The organism is Streptomyces guryensis (assembly GCF_021261325.1).
GTDB classification, from domain to species: domain Bacteria; phylum Actinomycetota; class Actinomycetes; order Streptomycetales; family Streptomycetaceae; genus Streptomyces; species Streptomyces guryensis.
Genome location: NZ_JAJSBI010000038.1, coordinates 33,188 through 53,336, shown reverse-complemented (window position 1 = coordinate 53,336; position 20,149 = coordinate 33,188). Strand labels below are relative to the sequence as shown.

Sequence of the window (20,149 nt, the reverse complement as noted above, 5' to 3'; positions counted from 1 at the left end):
TTGTCAGACCGCGATCGCGACCTCCGCGAGGCCGCCCTGCTGGGCGACGACCGTGCGGTCCGCGGTGGCGCCGGGGACGAGGGCGCGGACGGTCCAGGTGCCCTCGGCGGCGTAGAAGCGGAACTGTCCGGTGGCGGAGGTGGGGACCTCCGCGGTGAACTCGCCGGTCGAGTCCAGCAGGCGGACGTAGCCGACGACGGGCTCGCCGTCCTTCGTCACCTGGCCCTGGATGGTGGTCTCACCGGGCTTGATCGTCGAGGCGTCCGGGCCGCCGGCCTTCGCTCCACACATGTCTTTCTCCAAGAGGGGTCTGACCGGAGGAAGGCCGGTCGGGATTTGCGGGTCTGCTCGCTTACTGCTGCGCCTGCTACAGCGCTTACCTGCTACAGCTCTTACTTGTTGGCGCCGAGCTCGATCGGGACGCCGACGAGGCTGCCGTACTCGGTCCACGAGCCGTCGTAGTTCTTGACGTTCTCGACACCGAGCAGCTCGTGCAGGACGAACCAGGTCAGGGCCGAACGCTCACCGATGCGGCAGTAGGCGATGGTGTCCTTGGCCAGGTCCACCTGCTCCTCGGCGTAGAGCTCCTTGAGCTCGTCGTCCGACTTGAAGGTGCCGTCGTCGTTGGCGTTCTTCGACCACGGGATGTTGCGCGCGGACGGGACGTGACCCGGACGCTGCGACTGCTCCTGGGGCAGGTGCGCGGGAGCGAGCAGCTTGCCGGAGAACTCGTCGGGCGAACGGACGTCGACCAGGTTCTGCGAGCCGATGGCCGCCACCACGTCGTCACGGAAGGCGCGGATCGCCTTGTTCTGCGGCTTGGCCGTGTAGGTGGTCTCGGTGCGCTCCGGGACCTCCTCGACCAGCTCGCGGGCGTCCAGCTCCCACTTCTTGCGGCCGCCGTCGAGCAGCTTGACGCTCTCGTGGCCGTAGAGCTTGAAGTACCAGTACGCGTACGACGCGAACCAGTTGTTGTTGCCGCCGTAGAGGACCACCAGCGTGTCGTTGGCGATGCCCTTCGCCGACAGGAGCTTCTCGAAGCCCTCCTGGTCGATGAAGTCGCGGCGGACCGGGTCCTGCAGGTCCTTGGTCCAGTCGATGCGGATCGCGTTCTTGATGTGGTTCTTCTCGTAGGCGGACGTGTCCTCGTCCACCTCCACGATCGCGATGTTCGGGTTGTCGAGGTTGGCCTCGACCCAGTCGGCGTCGACCAGGACGTCGCTGCGGCTCATGCTCTTTCTCCTCCGGGGCAGTTGCGGCGGGGCGTGCGAGTGCAAGGGGTGCGGGGTGCCTCCGGCGGTGGGCCGGGGCGCGCACGAGTGCCCTGAGCAGGGCGGGGGATGCGGAGGTCTGCGCCTTCCGCTCAGAAGGGGCGACAGAGCATGGCGGCGACGCGGCACAGGTCGACTGCCCGCCGCTTCGTGAGGTCCGCCTGTCGCTTCATGGGCTCGATCGTAGGGACGTACAGCGGGGCGTGTCACCGCCGTGTCGTATCGTGAGACGCGATCGTCCGGCATATGAGAAATGATCAACACCCGGGGCGTGCCCGCACGACCTCCGGGTGGATGTATCGGTCATCACATCTGCGGTGCGGACGGGCGCGTCTCGCCTTTCGGACACCTCGCGTCCACCGCCCGTCGTACTACCCCGCGAGCCTGACGTTCGAACCCTTCACCGTGATCTCCACACCGTTCTGCCCGGCCTGCACACTGTTCAGCTTCACACCGCCCGGCAGCTGGTGGATGGCCTGCTGGAAGTCGGTGATGGAGCGGATACGGGAGTCCGCGAGATCGACGACCAGTTTGGGCAGGTTGTCCGCGTGTACCTTGACGGTGTCGCCGTCGACCGTCACCGAGCTGAGCACGGGATACGTCTGCGTGGCGCCCGCGGCGGTGACCTTGACGTCCACCTTGATCTTGCCGTTGCCGCCGTCCGAGAGGCCCACGACCTGGGCCTTGATGCCGGGGAAGAGCTGCGTCGGCTCGGACTTGGCCGCCTTGAGGAGCTCGTCGTAGGCGATCGTGGCGGTCCCCGTCGCGGTGGCCGCGGTGGCGGAGCTGTAGTCGCCGGAGAACCTGACGCCCTTCATGTCGGCCTTCAGGTCGTCGATGCGGATCGACTTCGGGCCGCTGGTGCCGCTGGTGCCGGTGCCCGTGCCGGTGTCGGCCTCGTAGTCCTTGATGCCGATCTGGACGTCGTCCAGCTCACCGGAGGCGGCCTGGGTGAGGAAGGGGAAGCCCTTGATGGACACGTCCGGGGTGGTGGCGAGGTTCTCGGTGGTCCTCACCTTGTCCGCCGCCTCGTTCTCGGCGAAGTGGACCGCGACGCGGTCCGCGATCACGAAGAGGCCGCCCAGGACCACGACGACGATCAGAAGTATTCGCAGGGCGCGCATTCGGTGTTTCCCCCACCTGGCCGGACGACGATGACAACGGTCACGACGGCCGGGTGGCCGTCCTGGCGCGAGAGTAACCCTGCGGGAGGCTTCGACCGGGCCATTGTCGATCAGCTGTGACAGGGGTCGCGGGAGTCGGTGCGACCGCGACCTGGGGGCTGCCGCCCCCAGACCTCTGCTTCGGCCCTGAAGGGCCTCGTCCTCAAACGCCGGACGGGCTGGACTTACGCCAGCGCCCGCCCCAGGACGAACACCACCGGTGCCGCGGCCGTCAGCGGCAGGGCGACGCCCGCCGTGAAGTGCACGAACCTCGACGGGTAGTCGTAGCTCGCCACCCGGTGGCCGATCAGGGCGCAGGCTGCCGCGCCCGCGCCGAGCAGTGCGCCCCTCGCGCCGAAACCGGTCATTCCGCCGGCAGCGATGCCCGCGCCCGCCGCGGCGAGCAGGGAGACCACGATCGACGCCGGAGTGGGCAGCGGCAGCGCGCGGGCCAGGACGGCCACCGCCGCGGCGGCCGCGCCGACGGTCACCGCGTCCGGCTCGGCCGCCAGGTATCCGGCCGCGACGATGGACAGCGCCGCCGAGGCGACGGTCGCCATCAGGCCGTACATCCGCTCGTCCGGGTCCGCGTGCGAGCGCAGCTGGAGGACCAGGGTGAGCAGGACCCAGACGCCGAGGGTGCCCAGGATCGCCGCGGGCGCGTTCTCCCGGCCCGCGGCCAGCAGCGCGACGTCCGCGGCCAGCGCGCCCAGGAACGCCAGCGCGATGCCCTGGCGGGCCGGCCACATCCCGTTCAGCCGGAACCAGCCCGCCGCGGTGACCGCCTGCAGGGCGATGAGCGGGACGAGCAGGGCGTACGAGTTGACCGCCGCCGCGCCGGAGACGAGCAGCCCCAGCAGCGCCGTGAGCCCGGCCGGCTGCATGCCCGGCTCGATGATCGGGGACCGGCCCTCCTCGCGGGCGCGCTGGGCGTCCGTGATCCGGGAGTTGCCGACGAGGGTCGCGGGACCGTAGTCGCCCTCATCCGATTCCTCGTCGGCGGCCTCGTCGGGTGCTGACACGGGCGCGGGTGCCTGCGGCTGCGCCGCCTGGTTCCACGCCGGAGCCTGGCCCTGGAACTGGCCCTCCTGCGGCAGCGGCTGCCCCGTCACCCCGTAGGGCTGCTGCGGCTGCGGCTCCCAGGTCTGCCCCTGCCACTGCTGCGCGTACTGCTGGTACTGCTGAGCCTGGGCGGCGTGCGGGTCGTCGTACCCCTGCTGCCCCTGATAGCCCTGCTGCTGATAGCCCTGCTGTGGCTGCTCGCCGGGCCACGCCTGCTGCTGGTACGGGTCGTACGAACCCTCGTACGGCTGGTCGGTCATCGTCACCCTCCTGCGAACGGCGGGAGCACTTCGACCGTCCCGCCGTCGGCCAGCCGTACCGTCTCATGCCCGCGGGTGCCCACGGGGTCACCGTCGATGAGGAACGAGCATCGCCGCAGGACGCGCGTGAGTTCTCCGGGGTGTCGCGCGCGCACGGCGTCGAGCGCCTCGGCGAGGGTGGCCGCGTCGTACGGCTCCTCGGCGACCCCGGCCGCGGCCTTCGCGGCGGCCCAGTAGCGCACCGTGACCTTTGACATCCGGTTCCTCTAGTAGTGGTGGGCAGTGGTCGTAGCGGATCGGCGGTGTACCCGGCCAGGCTAGCCCGCCTGCGCGGCACCCCAGCGCCCGATACGGGCCAGCAGGTCGTCGGTGGCCGCGTGCTCCGCATGGCCCATGCCGGGCTCCAGCCAGAGTTCGCCCCGGTCACCCGCGGCAGCGGCCAGCATGCGCGGGTGGTCGAGCGGGAAGTAGCCGTCCCGGTCGCCGTGCACGATCAGCAACGGCGTGGGGGCGATCCGGGGTACGGCCTCCACCGGGGACAGCGGCACCGGGTCCCACTCCCGATGGTGGATGCGGGTACGGAATCCGTAGCGGCCCACCAGCCGGCCCTCCGGCCGCATTACCAGCCAGTGGAGCTTCCGCATAGGGGCGGTGCCCCGGTAGTACCAGCGGGCGGGGGCACTCACCGAGACCACGGCGTCCGTCGCCGCCTCGGTGCGCCCCTCGCGCCCCTTTCCGTACAGCGCCGCGTGGCGCAGCACCACGGAGCCGCCCATCGAGAAGCCGACGGTCACCACGCGCGCGTGCCCGAACCCCCGGGCCCACTCCACCGCGGCCGCCAGGTCGAGGACCTCCCGGTCGCCGACCGTCGAGCGGCCGCCGGAGGCACCGTGGCCGCGGAAGGAGAACGTGACCACGGCCCCGTACTGCGCGAACGCCTCCGCCACCCGTCGAACATGCGGCCGGTCCACATCGCCCGTGAACCCGTGGGCGACAACGAACACCGGGACAACGGAAGGTGGCGTGGAGGCGTCGTATACGACCGCACCCGGGTCGTATACGGAATCGATCGCAACCCCGTCGTCCGTGCGCAGAAACGTACGGAAAGGCCCCCCTCTGCCCGTCTCAGGATTCGGACGAACGGTGGATCGCGCCACATGACCTGCCGGACCAGTCCTCATGTGGGCTATTCTGCTGGGCAGAGGACTCGGGCAACGTAGCCCCCGGGTCCTTTTGTGCTTTCGGAAGCGTTGTATACGACGCGGGAAACCTCAGGTGACCGCAGGTGTACGGGCCCCGGGATCGCAGAGCAGTCCGCAGTGCCGCACCGCACACGTCCTCGCAGGGACCGAGGAGGAACCAGACGTATGAGTTCTCTGCTGCTCCTGACCAATGCCCTCCAGCCGTCGACGGAGGTGCTCCCCGCCCTCGGCCTGCTCCTGCACAACGTGCGAGTGGCCCCGGCGGAGGGCCCTGCCCTCGTCGACACCCCGGGCGCCGACGTCATCCTCGTCGACGGCCGCCGTGACCTGCCCCAGGTCCGCAGCCTGTGCCAGCTGCTGCGCTCCACGGGCCCCGGCTGTCCACTCGTCCTCGTCGTCACCGAGGGCGGCCTCGCGGCCGTCACCGCCGACTGGGGCATCGACGACGTGCTCCTCGACACCGCCGGCCCGGCGGAGGTCGAGGCGCGGCTGCGGCTGGCCATGGGCCGGCAGCAGATCGTCAACGACGACTCCCCCATGGAGATCCGCAACGGCGACCTGTCGGTCGACGAGGCGACGTACTCCGCGAAGCTCAAGGGGCGGGTCCTCGACCTCACCTTCAAGGAGTTCGAGCTCCTCAAGTACCTCGCACAGCACCCGGGCCGCGTCTTCACGCGCGCGCAGCTGCTCCAGGAGGTCTGGGGCTACGACTACTTCGGCGGCACCCGGACGGTCGACGTCCACGTACGCCGCCTGCGCGCCAAGCTCGGCCCCGAGCACGAGTCGCTGATCGGGACCGTCCGGAACGTCGGTTATCGATTCGTTACTCCCGAGAAGGCCGATCGGGTCTCCGACGAAGCCAAGGCCAAGGCAGACCGGGCAAAGCCGGAGGATGCGGACGAGACCGCCGCTCTGGACGCCGCCGAGGTGGCGGCCGAGGCATAGCGGACCGCGGGAAGGGGCATTGCTTCCGCACAGAAGGTGTCGGGGGAAGCTCCTTCTCGCCCTGCCCAGGGCGGGTATATCCGCGTAGACTCCGCGCGTGGCCAAGGTGACTCGGGATGATGTGGCGCGGCTTGCGGGAACTTCGACCGCCGTCGTCAGTTACGTCATCAACAACGGACCCCGGCCGGTCGCCCCGGCCACGCGCGAGCGTGTCCTCGCCGCCATCAAGGAACTGGGGTACCGGCCGGACCGGGTCGCCCAGGCGATGGCGTCCCGGCGCACCGACCTCATAGGCCTGATCATCCCGGACGCACGCCAACCCTTCTTCGGGGAGATGGCGCACGCGGTCGAACAGGCCGCCTCCGAGCGCGGAAAGATGGTGCTCGTCGGCAACACCGACTACGTCAGCGAGCGCGAGGTCCACTACCTGCGCGCCTTCCTGGGCATGCGGGTCTCGGGGCTGATCCTCGTCTCCCACGCACTCAACGACCAGGCCGCCGCGGAGATCGAGGCCTGGGACGCCCGGGTGGTGCTGCTGCACGAACGGCCCGAGGCCATCGACGACGTCGCCGTCGTCACCGACGACCTGGGCGGCGCCCAGCTCGCCGTACGCCACCTCATCGAGCACGGCTACGACTACGTCGCCTGTATGGGCGGCACCGCCGAGACCCCGGCGGTCGGCGACCCGGTCTCCGACCACGTCGAGGGCTGGCGGCGCGCGATGGACGAGGCCGGGATCTCCACCGAGGGCCGCCTCTTCGAGGCGCCGTACAACCGCTACGACGCGTATCGCGTGGCTCTGGAGATCCTCTCCGGGCCGCGGCGGCCGCCCGCGATCTTCTGCTCCACCGACGACCAGGCGATCGGCGTGCTGCGGGCCGCCCGCGAGCTGCGCATCGAGGTGCCCGGGGAGCTGGCGGTGGCCGGCTTCGACGACATCAAGGAGGCGGCGCTTGCGGATCCTCCGTTGACCACGATCGCGTCGGACCGCCCCGCGATGGCCCGCGCGGCCGTGGACCTCGTGCTCGACGACGGGCTGCGGGTGGCCGGTGCCCGGCGGGAGCGGTTGAAGACGTTTCCTTCGCGCCTGGTGGCGCGGGGGTCTTGCGGCTGCGAGTAGCTCCGCCGGTTCGGCCGTCATTCGTCTGCGGATTGCGTGTGGCGGGTCGCGCCCACGCGGCGGCGCCGCCTGTCGATACAGCCCCGCGCCCCTGACGGGGCGCTTGCGTGAAGCTTGGCTGAGAAGCGCCGCCTGGCTGCGAGAAGCGTCTTTATATCGGGCAAACAAGGTTCTGCCGGGCTTCTCAGCCGACACTCAGGAAGCTCTCATGGTCACGGTTCAAGCTCGTTGTCATGACCGAGAGCTTCCGCCGCAGCGGCGAGTACGAGAGCTATGACAGCTACGGGAACCCGTACCAGGGCGCCCCGCAGCACGCCTCCTCCCCTGTGAACCCCGAGTGGCCGCCCCCGCCGGCACAGCCGCCGGTGCAGCAGGTCACGGTCGAGCCGGCCGCTCCGGCGCCGAAGAAGCGGGCCCGGGGTCCCTTTGCCCTGCTGGCCGCCGTGGCGGTAGTCGCCGCGGCGATCGGCGGCGGCACCGCGTACGCCTTCCAGGAGCTGACCGGCAACGACACCGCAGCCACCAGCAGCACCAGCACCAATGTGGTGCCGTCCAGCAAGAAGGGCGACGTCGCCACCATCGCGGCGGCCGTCAGCCCGAGCGTGGTCGAGGTCAGCGCCACCCTGAGCAACGGCTCGTCGACCGGCTCCGGCGTGATCATCACCAGCGGCGGCGAGATCGTCACCAACAACCACGTCATCTCCGGTGCCTCGTCGATCAAGGTGACGACCAGCAGCGGGAAGTCGTACACCGCGAAGGTCGTCGGCACCGACAGCAAGAAGGACCTGGCCCTGATCAAGATGGAGGGTGCCTCCGGCCTGAGGCCGGCCGCCCTCGGCAACTCCTCCGGTGTGCAGGTCGGCGACACGGTCGTGGCGATCGGCTCCCCCGAGGGCCTGAGCGGCACGGTCACCAGCGGCATCGTCTCGGCCCTGAACCGCGACGTCACCGTCTCGACCGACGAGAGCCAGGGCCAGAGCCAGCAGGGCCAGGGCGGCGGTGACGGCCAGTGGCCGTTCTCCTTCGGCGGCCGGCAGTTCAACGGCGACACGGGTTCGTCGACGACGACGTACAAGGCGATCCAGACCGACGCGTCCCTCAACCCGGGCAACTCCGGCGGCGCGCTGATCGACGCCGGGGGCAACATCATCGGCATCAACTCCGCGATGTACTCGGCCAGTTCGCAGTCGTCCTCGGGTTCGTCGGACGCCGGCAGCGTCGGCCTCGGCTTCGCCATCCCGATCAACACCGTCAAGTCCGACCTGGCCACGCTGCGGGCCGGCGGCAGCTGAACCCACCACCTCACCAGCAGGGAGTACGTCATGATCCAGCAGGTTTCCCACACCGTCGCCGGCACCGACGCGGCCGGCCTCGCCCTGGCCCTCACGGTGGCGTACGAACTGCACGCGCCGACGACGCGGGCGCCGGAGGTGGCCCCGCAGATGATGGGCCTGCACACCTCGGCCGCCCGCCCGCACCGCCGCAAGGTGCCGCTGAACCGGATCGGGGCGATGCGCGGCTGATCCTGCCGCTGCTCCTGCTCTTCACGTGCCCGCAGGGAAACATGCGAGGCTGAAGGCGTTCAGCAGTGCCAGCTCCCTCAGCTCCTGTCGTCCCACCGCACCCGAGGAATCCGAAGCCCATGAGCCCCGCCGATGGCGACCGTGACCCGCAGCGCATCCTGATCGTCGACGACGAGCCGGCCGTACGCGAAGCACTCCAGCGCAGCCTGGCCTTCGAGGGCTACGACACGGAGGTCGCGGTCGACGGCGCCGACGCCCTGGAGAAGGCGACGGCCTACCAGCCCGACCTGGTCGTCCTCGACATCCAGATGCCGCGCATGGACGGCCTGACCGCGGCACGCCGCATGCGGGGTGCGGGCACGACGACGCCGATCCTGATGCTGACGGCGCGCGACACGGTCGGGGACCGGGTTACGGGCCTGGACGCCGGAGCCGACGACTACCTGGTCAAGCCCTTCGAGCTGGACGAGCTGTTCGCCCGCGTGCGGGCTCTGCTGCGGCGCAGCTCGTACGCCGCCGCGGCGGCCGCCGGGGCCCTCCAGGAGGACGAGGCGCTGACCTTCGCCGACCTGCGGATGGATCTGGCGACGCGGGAGGTGACGCGGGGCGGGCGCCCGGTGGAGCTGACCCGCACGGAGTTCACCCTCCTGGAGATGTTCATGGCCCACCCGCGTCAGGTGCTCACACGGGAGCAGATCCTGAAGGCGGTGTGGGGCTTCGACTTCGAGCCGTCGTCGAACTCCCTTGACGTGTACGTCATGTACCTGCGCCGCAAGACGGAGGCGGGCGGCGAGCCGCGCCTCGTGCACACCGTGCGGGGCGTGGGGTACGTGCTGCGGCAGGGCGGCGCGGAGTGAGGAAGGTCCTGCGCCGCTTCCAGACGCTGCCGATTCGCTCGCGGCTGGCGATGCTGGTGGCCGCGGCGGTGGCGTTTGCGGTGGCGGCGGTTTCGGTGACCTGTTGGTTCATCGTGCAGGGGAAGCTGTACGAGCAGGTCAACGCCGACCTCAGGAAGATGTCGCAGCCGCAGCGGTACGGCCAGGTGGCGGACCTCCTCGATGCCTGCCCCCACACTGTCCAACCCGACCAGACCGGCCAAACCGACCAGAACGACAGCAGCGGCCTGCGGACGCAGAACAGCTACATTCAGCTGGTCAAGGCGGACGGGACGCCATGCGTGTCCTCGACCTCGGCCGGCACCGTCAAGGTCACCAGCGCCGACAAGAACGTGATCAAGGAAGTGGGCAGCGACAGGGGGAATCTTCTCGACGGGGTCATCCGCAATGGCTCCGACACCGATGGAAATGCCGTACGCGTGTTCACCACGCCTCTGCTCGTCACCCAGGGCCCCGGCAGCCCGCCTCAGCTGTACCCCGACACCGCACTGCTCATCGCGGTCCCCCTCAAGAACACCGAGAAGACCCTCAACGACCTCGCCCTGATCCTCCTCCTCGTCTCCGGCGTAGGAGTCCTCGGCGCCGGCGCCGCAGGCCTCGCAGTCGCCCGCGCCGGCCTGCGCCCCGTCGACCGACTCACCGAGGCCGTCGAACACGTGGCCCGCACGGAGGACCTGAGCATCCGTATCCCCGTGGAGGACGACAGCGAGGACGAGATCGCCCGACTCTCCCGTTCCTTCAACTCGATGACGTCGTCCCTCGCCAGCTCCCGCGACCTCCAGCAGCAGCTCATCGCCGACGCCGGCCACGAACTCCGCACCCCCCTCACCTCCCTCCGCACCAACATCGAACTCCTCACCCGTAGTGAGGAGACCGGCCGCCCGATCCCCCCGGCCGACCGCAAGGCGCTCCTCGCCTCCGTGAAGGCGCAGATGACCGAACTGGCCGCGCTGATCGGCGACCTCCAGGAGCTGTCGCGGTCCGAGGGGCAGCGGGGCGAGCGCGTCCAGGTGGTCTCGCTGGAGGACATCGTGGAAGCGGCGCTGCGCCGGGCGCGGCTGCGCGGGCCGGAACTGACGATCACGGCGGACCTGCAACCCTGGTATGTACGGGCGGAGCCGTCCGCCCTGGAGCGCGCGGTGGTCAACGTCCTCGACAACGCGGTGAAGTTCAGCCCCGAGGGCGGCACGATCGAGGTGCAGCTCGGCAGCGGCATCCTGACCGTCCGGGACCATGGCCCCGGCATCCCCGCCGAGGAACTCCCCCACGTCTTCGACCGCTTCTGGCGTTCGCCCAGTGCGCGTGCGCTGCCGGGCTCGGGCCTGGGTCTGTCGATAGTCGCTCGGACGGTGGAGCAGGCGGGCGGCGAAGTCACGCTGGCCCGCGCGGAGGGCGGCGGCACGGTGGCGACGGTACGGCTGCCGGGGGCGCCGATGCCTCCGCCGGAGGTGCCGTAGTCTCAGCGTCGGCCGCGCCCGTCCGTGCCGCGGTCGCGGGCGTCCTCGATGGTGGTGCGGCGCAGCTTCATGATGAGGGGCTCGATGTCCTCGACATGGGCACCGCCCTTGAGCTCGTGGTAGATCCTGTCGGCGATCTCCTTCTGTCGCCAGGTCTGGCCCGCCACCAACTCCTCGCCGAGCTGGGCGAGTTGGGCCGCGCGCCGCTGGGCAGCGGGGTCGTCCTGGTCCTGGCGGTCTCCGGGGCCGTAGGCGTTGTAGGTGCCCTGGATATTGCGGGCGTTGTAGGAAGACATGGTCGCTCTCCGGTTCCTTCGGCTCAGTTCTGTCCGGTCTGCCTGCGCTTCTTGGCCCGGCGTGCGTCCCCGAGGCCACTGAACGGGTTGGTGGTCAGGTCGACCGCGGTCATGCGCACATCCGCGGAGTGGTGCCCGTTGAAGTGCAGGACCCAGGCGAGGATCAGCAGCCGGTTCACGCGGGGGTCATGGACCGTGACTTCGTAGGTGGCCCGGATCCCCGCGCGCCGGGCGAAGTCGAAACCCTCGGACTGCGGCCCGGAGAAACGGTGTTGCGCGGACAACAGGGCGTCGACGCTCGGGCGGCTGAGGTACCAGTTGATGACCGGGGCACGGCGCAGTCTGGTGTTCAGGCCTTTCGGCTGCCCGGTCAGTTCCCCGAGGTCATTCTGGACCAGGGTCCACGCGCCGGTATGCCGGTGCCATTCCGGGGAGCGCACCTCGCCGACCTGCCTGCGATCGGCCGAGAACGGCACCCACGGGGTGACGAAGCCCAGGGTCTCGTCCGGGCGCTCCGCGGCGAACACCCGGTATTCGGGCATGGAGTGGTACGGGGAATCCTTGTGCATAAGGATCACGGGCGCATGCTGCCCGGCTTCCCGCACCTCCCAGGTGGTCTGCGACCGGCTGTAGTCGGCGGTGACCGTGAACTCCTGAAGGGACTGGAGCAACTGGTTCATTGAATTCCTTCGTTGGATTCCCCGTCGGATTCCTTCGTTCAGGCCGCGGGGAGCAGCGCGATGCGGGACGCGCCCATGGTCGGGGACCAGCCGCCGCCCTTCTCGAACTCGAAGCCGCGCTGCTCCACGTCGTCGATGAGACTGCCGATGGTCGGGGGCGGCGACTCCAGGGAGTCCAACGCCTTCTGGACGCCCTCTTTGATGGCGTCCACCGCAGCGGAGATCTTCTCGAAGATCGTCTGGATGATGCCGATCACGTTGATGATGAGCCTGACGGTCTTGTACATGTCGTAGATCTTGTCGGCGGTCCAGATGCCCGCCACGACGTCCGCGACCGGGTCCTCGGGCCCGAGGCCGACCACTTCGATGGCGGCGTCGCCGGCCATCATCTCCGCGAACTGCTCGGCGAGTTTCTTGATCCCGTCGTCCATCAGCTTCCCGATCTCGCTGAGCGCCTCCCAGACGAGTCCGACGACGACGTGATAGCCGTCCTTGAAGGCCTTCCCGGCGATCTTGGCGGCGTCACCGACACCGCCGATGCCCATGGTCCAGCGGAACAGGTACGAGTCGAAGTTCGTCGCGGTCTCCCCGGACCACTCACTGCCGAGCCGCCAGGACCCCTTGCGCAGCGTTCCGGCCACCGTGTAAGCCGCATCGCCCAACTCGTCGTAGGCGTCGCCCAGATAACTCAGCCGTCCGTACTCGCCGAAAAGGGGCGTCAGCATCAGCTCGACCAGGCTCTGGCCGGTGCACCACTGGAAGGCGTGCTCCGCGGCTTTGAGATCGGTGCTGTTCCTGGCCAGCAGGAGCGCGGTATGGATGCTCTTCGACGTGGTCCCGTCGGCGTCGTCGAGTTTCTTGAGTTCGACGTCCTCGTCGGTGAAGTTGCCGAGGTGTGAGGCGCCGGGGAGTGTCGAAATGTCCGGGAAGGAGAAGGAGGACTGCGGGTACAGGTTGCGCAGATCCGCCGCGTTGTCCTGGTCGACCTTGGTGTAGGCGGCGCTCGTACGCTGGATCTTGTCGTCGATCACCCCCATGCCCCGCTGGCACTGCGCGAACTTGTCGCTGAAGAAAGTCGAGATGTCAGGGACGAACGCGCGTGCCAGAACGAGCAGTCCGTCGAGGCCGTCGACCTTTGCGCACTCGTTGCTGCTCCACTGCCCGAGCCTGGTCAGATGGTCGCCCTGCTGTTTCGTGAGATTTGCGTAGGCGTGAAAGTCGCCTTGCGCGGGCGTGCGGAAGCCTGCCACGGCCACTCCCCTGTTGACGTCATGTCAGTGTCCGGCGCTGCGGGGGGACACTACATGCGGTAGTGGCGGGTTTGGCGGGCCGTTGGCATGTTCATTAGCAAATATTGGGGATGGTGGGCCAGCGGGGCGGCTACGGCTCCGCCGGAGGTTCCGTAGACGGTTCGACTCCCAGCCAGAAGAACTCCTCCACGGTGATCTGCGGGTCTGCGATGCGAGGTACGAACGTGTACTTGAGCCAGCCGTTCTCATCGTCGAAGAGGAGCAGACGAGCACCCTTCGGATCACTGGAACGGACCGGCATGACCTGCGTTCCATCAGGAAGGCGGCCATCCGTCTCAATACCCCGGAAATAAGGGTCCTTCGCCGTGACCAGTTCGACACGTGCGGCCAGGACGATCTCACGAACGTGGTTGGGCACTGCCTCGAAGGCAGCGCGGGCATCGAGCGTCCAGTCCATGTGCCAGGGCGGCCCCATAAACCCGTCGGTCACTCGCCGGGCTCCAGTTTTTGCACTCGGTGACGAATCTTCGAAGCCTCTTCGAGAAGGGCCCTGGCCTCGGCGCCGTCGGTGGACTCCGAGGCCCGGATTTCGAGATCGTGCACGTGCGCGTCCAGCTTGGGATCGCGGGCAAGAGCGTACTCGCCCCACCAGAGGGCCATGAACGCCGGCACAGGAGGGAGACTGAATGTGTCGGCGCTCCTGGCGATCGCCCTTTTCCAGTGCCTGTCGAAGTCGGGCAGCAGCTCGGGAGCGTGCTCGGCGATGGCCGCTCGCAGCGCCTTCGGCGTCCGCTCGGGCATGGGCGGGATGACCTGGTCGTTTTCCGTGGCGTGAGCAGTCATGACCGATGCCCTCCTTCGACGCTTCGTCTCTACGACCATAGCCGCCTCGCATCTCGTGGATCAGTCGTTCGTGTGGTGGCCACGAGATCCAGCGTGCTGGCGGTTACGCCTCGAACATCAGGGCTTCTGGCATATGTCACCCGAACGTGCGCCCGCCTCCTTCACCCTTGACCCCGTCGACGAACCGGGACCATGACGCGGCCGAGAAGAACAGCAGGCCGGCCGTCGGTGTCTTGCTGTCGCGAACGGGGACGGCACCGAGCAGTCCCGGCCCAACTCCCGGCCACCGGACAACCGTTGACCGCACCCCCGGCCCACCATCCCCTCGACGTATGGCCCTTCGAGCTCGACACCCACCTCGTACGCCCGTACCTCCTCACCCCGCACGAACGCCACGAACGCCACGAACGCGGACTGCCCTGGGGAGACGACTCCAGATCACCCGTTCGAGCGAAGACAGGACGATCCACTCGTACGGCTTTCACATCGACGGCGAGCGAGTTCGCGGCAACCTTTCCGCACGGGGTGACGACCCATCACCGGTCCTGTCCATCCCCCGCACGGAACGGATTCCCCCATGGCTCAGCACCGCCGACGCAGAACCGCTCTCGCCTTCACCGTCCCCCTCGCCCTCACGGCCGCCGGGACCCTGGCCTACGGCTTGTTCCCCGGCGCCCAGCCCAAGGCCTCCGCCGCCACCCTCCCCGCCTGGGCGACCGCCACCGCCGACGGCTTCGCCTCCGTCAACGCCCTTGGGCAGAACGGCACTTATGGGGGCCGTGACGGCAAGACCGTCACCGTGAAGACCCAGGCCGATCTCGAGAAGTACGCCACGGCCTCCGACCCCTACGTCATCGTCGTCGCCGCCGCCATCAACATCGATCCCGTCGGGAAAGAGATCAAGGTCCAGAGCAACAAGACCATCGTCGGGTCGGGAACGGCCGGGCAGATCGTCGGCGGCGGGTTCTTCCTCGGCCAGGGCATCCACAACGTGATCATCCGGAACCTCACCATCCGGGACACGTACCAGGGCACCTGGAACGACAAGGACCACGACTTCGACGGCATCCAGATGGACGGCGCGCACCATGTCTGGATCGATCACAACGACATCAGGCACATGGCCGACGGGCTCATCGACAGCCGTAAGGACACCAGCTACCTGACCGTGTCCTGGAACAAGCTCAGCCAGGACAACAAGGCCTTCGGCATCGGCTGGACCCCCAACGTCACCGCGAACATCACCGTCCACCACAACTGGATCCGCGAGACCGAGCAGCGCAACCCGTCCACCGACAACGTCGCCCACGCGCACCTCTACAACAACTACCTGGAGGACGACGCGGGGACCGACATCAAGTCCTCGTACGGCGACTACTCGCGCGGCGAGACGAACATGCTGCTGGAGAACTCCTACTTCCAGGGCATCAACAACCCGGTGATCAGGGACAGCACCGCCACCCTCGTCCAGCGCGGCAGCGTCTTCTCCGGGACGAGCGGGAGGAACGAGAGCGGCGGGCCGGGCGCCGCCTGGGACCCCAAGGGCTACTACAGCTACACGCTCGACAACGCCGCCGACGTGCCGTCGCTGCTCAAGTCCGGTGCCGGGCCGCGCAGTTCGATCGGTACGACGGCCACGACCACGTCCACGTCCGCCGCTGCCACCACCCTCACCGTCGCCAAGGACGGCAGCGGGCAGTACACGACCGTGCAGGCGGCCGTGAACGCCGTACCCGCGAACAACACCTCCCGGGTCGTGATCGCGGTCAAGCCGGGGACCTACCGCGAGCTGGTCAAGGTCCCGGCCAACAAGCCGCACGTCACCATCCAGGGCACGGGCGCGAGCCGTAAGGACACGGTGATCGTCTACAACAACGCGGCGGGGACGCAGAAGCCCGACGGGTCGGGTACGTACGGGACCGGCGGCAGCGCCACCGTCGCCGTCGACGCCGACGACTTCCAGGCCCGCAACCTGACCATCTCCAACGACTTCGACGAGGCCGCCCACCAGGACATCGCGCAGCAGGCGGTCGCCCTGCGCACCAGCTCCGACAAGGTCTTCCTGGACGGCGTCATCGTCAGCGGCGACCAGGACACGCTGCTGGTGGACACGGCGGCGAAGGAGAAGCTCGGGCGCGTCTACATGAGCAACTCCTACGTCGTCGGCAACGTCGACTTCATCTTCGGGCGGGCCACCGCGGTGATCGACAAGTCCGTCATCACGCTCAAGAAGCGCTACAACGGCACGTCGGCAGGGTTCGTCACCGCGCCCAGCACCGCCGCCAACCGCAAGGGCATCCTGATCGCCAACTCCACGGTGAACGGCGATGTCTCCGACCGGTCCTTCTACCTCGGGCGGCCGTGGCACGCGGGCGGCGACGCGACCCTCGACCCGCAGACCACGGTCCGCAACACCAGCCTGAGCGCCGCGGTCAGGACCACCCCGTGGACCGACATGAGCGGCTTCTCCTGGAAGGACGACCGCTTCGCCGAGTACAAGAACACCGGGGCGGGGTCGGGTGCGGCGAGCAGTGACCGGCCGCAGCTGACCGACGCGCAGGCCGCGGACCAGGAGGTCGCGGACTGGCTGGCCGGCTGGACGCCGACCGCCTCCTGACGCCACAGCTCCCCGCTCTACGATCACCTCGGACACGGATGCCGGGGAGGGCGTATGGGCGGGGACACGGGCGGGATCGAGCGGGTGTACCGAAGACGGCGCTGGCCACCGGGGCCGTACTTCGTCGTGGTGGGGGTGTTGTGCCTGAACGCCCTCATCCAGGTCGAGCACACCTTGGACGATCCGTATCGCACCGGATGGGCGGCATGGGTGTTCCTGGCGCTGATGGCGTTGACCGTCCTGCGGGTCGCCCTGGAGCAGTTCCGGGCGCACACCCGGGTCACGGCCGCAGGTATCACCGCGCAGGGGACCCTGCGGTCGCGTACCTGGGCCTGGCACGAGGTGTACGACATCCGGGTCGAGCACGCTCCGCGCGGCTCGGGCCGGACGCCTCCCCAGTGGCTCACCTACCTCTATGACCTCGAAGGCCGCCGCTTCCTGCTCCGGCACCTCGACGACTGGCAGCTGGCCGACCCCTACGCGGAAGTCTCCGACCTGTGCCTGGCCGCGGCCCCCTATCGCAGCCTCACCTGGGAACGGCGGCCTCAGGTCGAGGAGCGGATCCTGCGGCGGGCGGCTCGGCGCAAGGCGTGGACATGGGCTGCGTACGGCGCTCTCATCATGTTCTTCGCCATGCTCGTGCTGGACATCGGGCTGGTCGCCACCGGGCGTCCGGAGCACGTGTTCCTGCTGTTCGTCTGCGTGCCGCTGGCCTTCTTCGGCGTCCTGGGCGCCGGCCTCCGGTGGTACTGGACCAACCACCCGCCGCGTTCCCTCGCACAGCAGCCGTAGCCCTGCCGGTCCCCCGTTCGCCTTCCGATCGCCCGATCGAGTGATCCCACGACAACGCCCCAGGTCATCCCCATCGCCGTGGCTACGGTGATCGCGTTGCTTGTGCCGCAGGCACACCCAGCCCAGACTTGAGGAGGAGGTGCCGCCTTGACCGCTCTCGCACACGAGAGGCCCGAGACCATGTCCCACGCTCCCGCTGAATCCTTGAACGGACCCGACCTGGACGAGGTCCTATGGCAGGCCTGGAAGGCCATGGAACTCCCCGAGGGCTACCGCGCCGAGATCATCGAGGGAGCCATCGAGGTGTCGCCCACCGGACGTCTGACCCACGCCCAGATCACGAACCGCCTGCGGCGAGCACTGGATAAATTCCTGGACGGCGGCGAGCACGCGTGCCACCAGGACACCAATGTCATCCACAAGCGCAAAGGGTGGATCCCAGACGCATTCGTCGCTCCAGAAGACCTGGAGCCGCATGCCGACGAGGAAGGGTTGGGGGTGGAAGCTTCCGCCGTCCAGCTCGTCGTCGAAGTCGTCTCCCCCGGCAAGCGCAACCAGGACCGCGACCGCATCCGCAAGCGCCGTGAGTACGCACGCGCCGACATCCCCGTGTACGTGATCATCGACGACTACGACGGTGCGGGCGCCGTCACGGTCTTCACGGGTCCGCGCCCTGACAAGGCCGACTGGGAGGACATCCACCGCGTCCCCTACGGCACAGAGCTCACCATCCCCGAAGGCCCCGCCAAGGGCTTCGTGATCGGCGAGGCGATCACCGGCCCCAAGCGGGGGTGAACCGGGCGGCGGCCAGACCGTACGGGGGCTCGGCTGCACCCTCAGAGCCACCGCCTGCGGATCACGGTCGGGCCTACCACCTGAGGATCATCGTCTCGTCGTGCGTCGGCGGTACGTCGGCCACGGCGTCCGGCAGCGGCTCGGCGAGCCGGGCGTAGGCGCCAGAGCGGGCGAGGAGTTCCCGGTGGGTGCCCGCCTCCACCAGGCGGCCCCGGTCGACGACCAGGATCCGGTCCGCGTCCGGCGCGAGGCTCAGATCGTGCGTGATCATGATCGTCGTACGGCCCGCCATCAGCTTGCGCAGCGGTGTCACCACCTGGCGGGCGGCCACCGCGTCGAGGCCTGCGGTCGGTTCGTCGAGGACCAGGACCGGCGCGGCGCGCAGCATCGCGCGGGCAATGGCGACGCGCTGCAGCTGGCCGCCGGAGAGGGCGGCCGTGCCGGGTGCCAGGTGGGTGTCGTACCCCTCGGGCAGGGCGGTGATGAAGTTGTGCGCCGCCGCCTCCCGGGCCGCCTGCTCGATCTCCTCGTCGCTCGCGCCCGGCCGCCCGCAGGCGATGTTCTCGCGGATGGTGCCGCTGAGGACGAGGGTCTCCTGGGGCAGCAGGGCCACGTTCTCGCGCAGGAACTCCAGCGGTACGTCCGTGAGCGGGACGCCGTCCAGGGTGATCGCGCCCTGCGAGGGGTCGTAGAAGCGGGTCAGGAGTTTGGAGAGGGTCGACTTGCCGGCGCCGCTGGAGCCGGTGACGATCACCAGTTCGCCGGGGCCCGCCGTGAAGGTCACGTCGCGCAGGGAGGCGCGGCGGGACTCGGGGTAGCGGAAGGACACGTCGTGGAAGGCGACCCAGCCGCGCACCGGCCATTCGGCGACCGGTTCGGCGGGGTCGTCGACGGCGGGCTTCGCGTCCAGGATCTCGTTCAGGCGCTGGGCGCCCGCGGTCGCCGCGGTGAGGGTGAGGCCGAGCCGGCCGAGGTTGCGGACCGGCGGGTAGAGGTAGCCGATGAAGGCGGCGAAGGCGAGGAGCCGGCCCAGCGTCATGCGGCCGGCGGAGATCTCCCAGACGCCCAGCCCGATGACCGCCAGGACACAGAGGGTCTCCACGACCTCCACGAACTGCTCGTACATCTCGCTGAGGCGGGCCCCGCGGACCGATGCCGTCATCCAGGCGCGGGCCTCGCGGTCGAGGCGCTGCTCCTCGTCCCGGCGGCGGTTGTAGGCCTGGGTGAGGACGATGTTGCCGAGCGACTCCTCCACGACCGAGGTGATCGCGCCGTCGGCGACCCGCTCGTCCTGGGAGGCCGTCCTGATACGGCCGGAGAAGCGGCGGGCGGCGAGGAGGAAGAGGGGAGCGAGGACGAAGGTGGCCAGGGCCAGGTCCCAGCGCAGGTAGAGGGCGGCACAGGAGTAGAAGACCGCCGAGAAGGCGGCCGACACCGTGCCGACGACGCCTGACACCACCATCTGCTCGATGGCCTCGACGTCACCGGTCAGCCGCTCGACCAGGTCGCCCTGGCGGTGCTTCTGGAAGAAGTGCGGTGGCAGGCCCTGGACGTGCCGGAAGACGCCCGCCCGCAGCCGCAGCACGAATCTCTCCGCGGTCCAGGTGGCGAGCGAGTTGCCGAGGTAGCCGACGAGCGCGCCCAGCGCGGCGACGGCCAGCCAGGCGCCGGCCGGACCCCAGAAGGCGGAGAGCGAGCCGGCCTTCAGGGCGTTGTCGGTGAGCTCCGCGAACAGCAGGATCGAGGCGGTCTCGGCGAGCGCGGACACCACCACACAGGCGACGATCGCCGCGAGCCACTTGCGGTCGCCGCGGGTCAGCGGCCAGAAACGGCGGAAGGCCTCACGGACCTCGCTCATGGTCAACTCCCTTCGCGTGCACGGCCCTTGAACGGCTCGCGGCACGTGGACATGGCCGAGGCGGGGCCCCCGGGGCAAGCGAAGTGCTCGCTGACCGGTGACCCCGCCTCGCGGCGTGG

23 protein-coding genes are annotated in these 20,149 nt (G+C 69.3%); 9 read left to right on the top strand and 14 right to left on the bottom strand.

Annotated features, from left to right (window positions below):
- Nucleotides 1-3: 3 nt before the first annotated feature.
- From LJ657_RS43470 to LJ657_RS43445, 7 genes are all read right to left on the bottom strand, one after another.
- On the bottom strand, nt 4-291 hold the full coding sequence (locus LJ657_RS43470) for a DUF1416 domain-containing protein (protein WP_003991226.1): 288 nt from the start codon (nt 289-291) through the stop codon (nt 4-6).
- 101 nt (nt 292-392) lie between these two features.
- Nucleotides 393-1,232 (bottom strand): sulfurtransferase, encoded by an 840-nt coding sequence (locus LJ657_RS43465; RefSeq protein ID WP_232655233.1) that lies wholly within the window; start codon nt 1,230-1,232, stop codon nt 393-395.
- A gap of 131 nt (nt 1,233-1,363) precedes the next feature.
- The gene (locus LJ657_RS49250; RefSeq protein WP_350751515.1) at nt 1,364-1,444 is read right to left on the bottom strand and encodes an Ms5788A family Cys-rich leader peptide; all 81 of its coding nucleotides are present in this window, start codon (nt 1,442-1,444) and stop codon (nt 1,364-1,366) included.
- Between the two features lie 198 nt (nt 1,445-1,642).
- Entirely contained in the window at nt 1,643-2,395 is a 753-nt protein-coding gene (locus LJ657_RS43460) for an LmeA family phospholipid-binding protein (protein ID WP_232655232.1), read from the bottom strand.
- Between the two features lie 224 nt (nt 2,396-2,619).
- Nucleotides 2,620-3,756: a hypothetical protein gene (locus LJ657_RS43455; protein ID WP_232655231.1), complete on the bottom strand. Its 1,137-nt coding sequence runs from the start codon at nt 3,754-3,756 to the stop codon at nt 2,620-2,622.
- Between the two features lie 2 nt (nt 3,757-3,758).
- Nucleotides 3,759-4,013, bottom strand: coding sequence for a MoaD/ThiS family protein (locus LJ657_RS43450; protein ID WP_232655230.1), 255 nt, complete (start codon nt 4,011-4,013; stop codon nt 3,759-3,761).
- A gap of 60 nt (nt 4,014-4,073) precedes the next feature.
- The gene (locus tag LJ657_RS43445; RefSeq protein WP_232655229.1) at nt 4,074-4,937 is read right to left on the bottom strand and encodes an alpha/beta hydrolase; all 864 of its coding nucleotides are present in this window, start codon (nt 4,935-4,937) and stop codon (nt 4,074-4,076) included.
- A 186-nt stretch (nt 4,938-5,123) separates the two neighbouring features.
- On the opposite strand from LJ657_RS43445, the gene LJ657_RS43440 reads away from it, so the two are divergent.
- From LJ657_RS43440 to LJ657_RS43415, 6 genes are all read left to right on the top strand, one after another.
- Nucleotides 5,124-5,903 (top strand): winged helix-turn-helix transcriptional regulator, encoded by a 780-nt coding sequence (locus LJ657_RS43440; RefSeq protein WP_232655228.1) that lies wholly within the window; start codon nt 5,124-5,126, stop codon nt 5,901-5,903.
- Between the two features lie 97 nt (nt 5,904-6,000).
- Nucleotides 6,001-7,023: a LacI family DNA-binding transcriptional regulator gene (locus LJ657_RS43435; protein ID WP_232655227.1), complete on the top strand. Its 1,023-nt coding sequence runs from the start codon at nt 6,001-6,003 to the stop codon at nt 7,021-7,023.
- Nucleotides 7,024-7,256: 233 nt separating this feature from the next.
- Entirely contained in the window at nt 7,257-8,315 is a 1,059-nt protein-coding gene (locus LJ657_RS43430; protein WP_232655226.1) for a S1C family serine protease, read from the top strand.
- Nucleotides 8,316-8,345: 30 nt separating this feature from the next.
- Entirely contained in the window at nt 8,346-8,546 is a 201-nt protein-coding gene (locus LJ657_RS43425; RefSeq protein ID WP_232655225.1) for a hypothetical protein, read from the top strand.
- Nucleotides 8,547-8,665: 119 nt separating this feature from the next.
- Nucleotides 8,666-9,403 (top strand): response regulator transcription factor, encoded by a 738-nt coding sequence (locus LJ657_RS43420; protein ID WP_232655224.1) that lies wholly within the window; start codon nt 8,666-8,668, stop codon nt 9,401-9,403.
- Nucleotides 9,400-10,899: a sensor histidine kinase gene (locus LJ657_RS43415; protein WP_232655223.1), complete on the top strand. Its 1,500-nt coding sequence runs from the start codon at nt 9,400-9,402 to the stop codon at nt 10,897-10,899. Before LJ657_RS43420 ends, LJ657_RS43415 begins: the two co-directional genes overlap by 4 nt.
- A 2-nt stretch (nt 10,900-10,901) precedes the next feature.
- On the opposite strand, the gene LJ657_RS43410 is transcribed toward LJ657_RS43415, so the two are convergent.
- The 6 genes from LJ657_RS43410 to LJ657_RS43385 form a co-directional block, all read right to left on the bottom strand.
- Nucleotides 10,902-11,195 (bottom strand): hypothetical protein, encoded by a 294-nt coding sequence (locus LJ657_RS43410; protein ID WP_232655222.1) that lies wholly within the window; start codon nt 11,193-11,195, stop codon nt 10,902-10,904.
- 23 nt (nt 11,196-11,218) lie between these two features.
- The gene (locus tag LJ657_RS43405; RefSeq protein ID WP_232655221.1) at nt 11,219-11,875 is read right to left on the bottom strand and encodes a hypothetical protein; all 657 of its coding nucleotides are present in this window, start codon (nt 11,873-11,875) and stop codon (nt 11,219-11,221) included.
- Between the two features lie 38 nt (nt 11,876-11,913).
- A complete protein-coding gene (locus LJ657_RS43400; RefSeq protein WP_232655220.1) occupies nt 11,914-13,125 on the bottom strand; it encodes a hypothetical protein in 1,212 nt (403 codons plus the stop codon).
- A gap of 130 nt (nt 13,126-13,255) precedes the next feature.
- Nucleotides 13,256-13,615, bottom strand: a complete 360-nt coding sequence (locus tag LJ657_RS43395; protein ID WP_232655219.1) for a hypothetical protein — start codon at nt 13,613-13,615, stop codon at nt 13,256-13,258.
- Nucleotides 13,612-13,968: a DUF6247 family protein gene (locus tag LJ657_RS43390; protein WP_232655218.1), complete on the bottom strand. Its 357-nt coding sequence runs from the start codon at nt 13,966-13,968 to the stop codon at nt 13,612-13,614. Before LJ657_RS43390 ends, LJ657_RS43395 begins: the two co-directional genes overlap by 4 nt.
- Nucleotides 13,969-14,104: 136 nt before the next feature.
- Entirely contained in the window at nt 14,105-14,275 is a 171-nt protein-coding gene (locus LJ657_RS43385) for a DUF397 domain-containing protein (protein ID WP_232655217.1), read from the bottom strand.
- Nucleotides 14,276-14,545: 270 nt separating this feature from the next.
- Between LJ657_RS43385 and LJ657_RS43380 the strand changes: the two genes are divergently transcribed.
- The 3 genes from LJ657_RS43380 to LJ657_RS43370 all read left to right on the top strand — a co-directional run bounded on the left by LJ657_RS43380 (nt 14,546) and on the right by LJ657_RS43370 (nt 18,172).
- Nucleotides 14,546-16,585, top strand: coding sequence for a pectinesterase family protein (locus tag LJ657_RS43380; RefSeq protein WP_232655216.1), 2,040 nt, complete (start codon nt 14,546-14,548; stop codon nt 16,583-16,585).
- Nucleotides 16,586-16,639: 54 nt separating this feature from the next.
- Nucleotides 16,640-17,377 (top strand): PH domain-containing protein, encoded by a 738-nt coding sequence (locus LJ657_RS43375; protein WP_232655215.1) that lies wholly within the window; start codon nt 16,640-16,642, stop codon nt 17,375-17,377.
- Nucleotides 17,378-17,524: 147 nt separating this feature from the next.
- Entirely contained in the window at nt 17,525-18,172 is a 648-nt protein-coding gene (locus LJ657_RS43370) for a Uma2 family endonuclease (RefSeq protein ID WP_372488057.1), read from the top strand.
- Nucleotides 18,173-18,245: 73 nt separating this feature from the next.
- On the opposite strand, the gene LJ657_RS43365 is transcribed toward LJ657_RS43370, so the two are convergent.
- Entirely contained in the window at nt 18,246-20,030 is a 1,785-nt protein-coding gene (locus LJ657_RS43365) for an ABC transporter ATP-binding protein (protein WP_232655214.1), read from the bottom strand.
- Between the last annotated feature and the right edge of the window lie 119 nt (nt 20,031-20,149).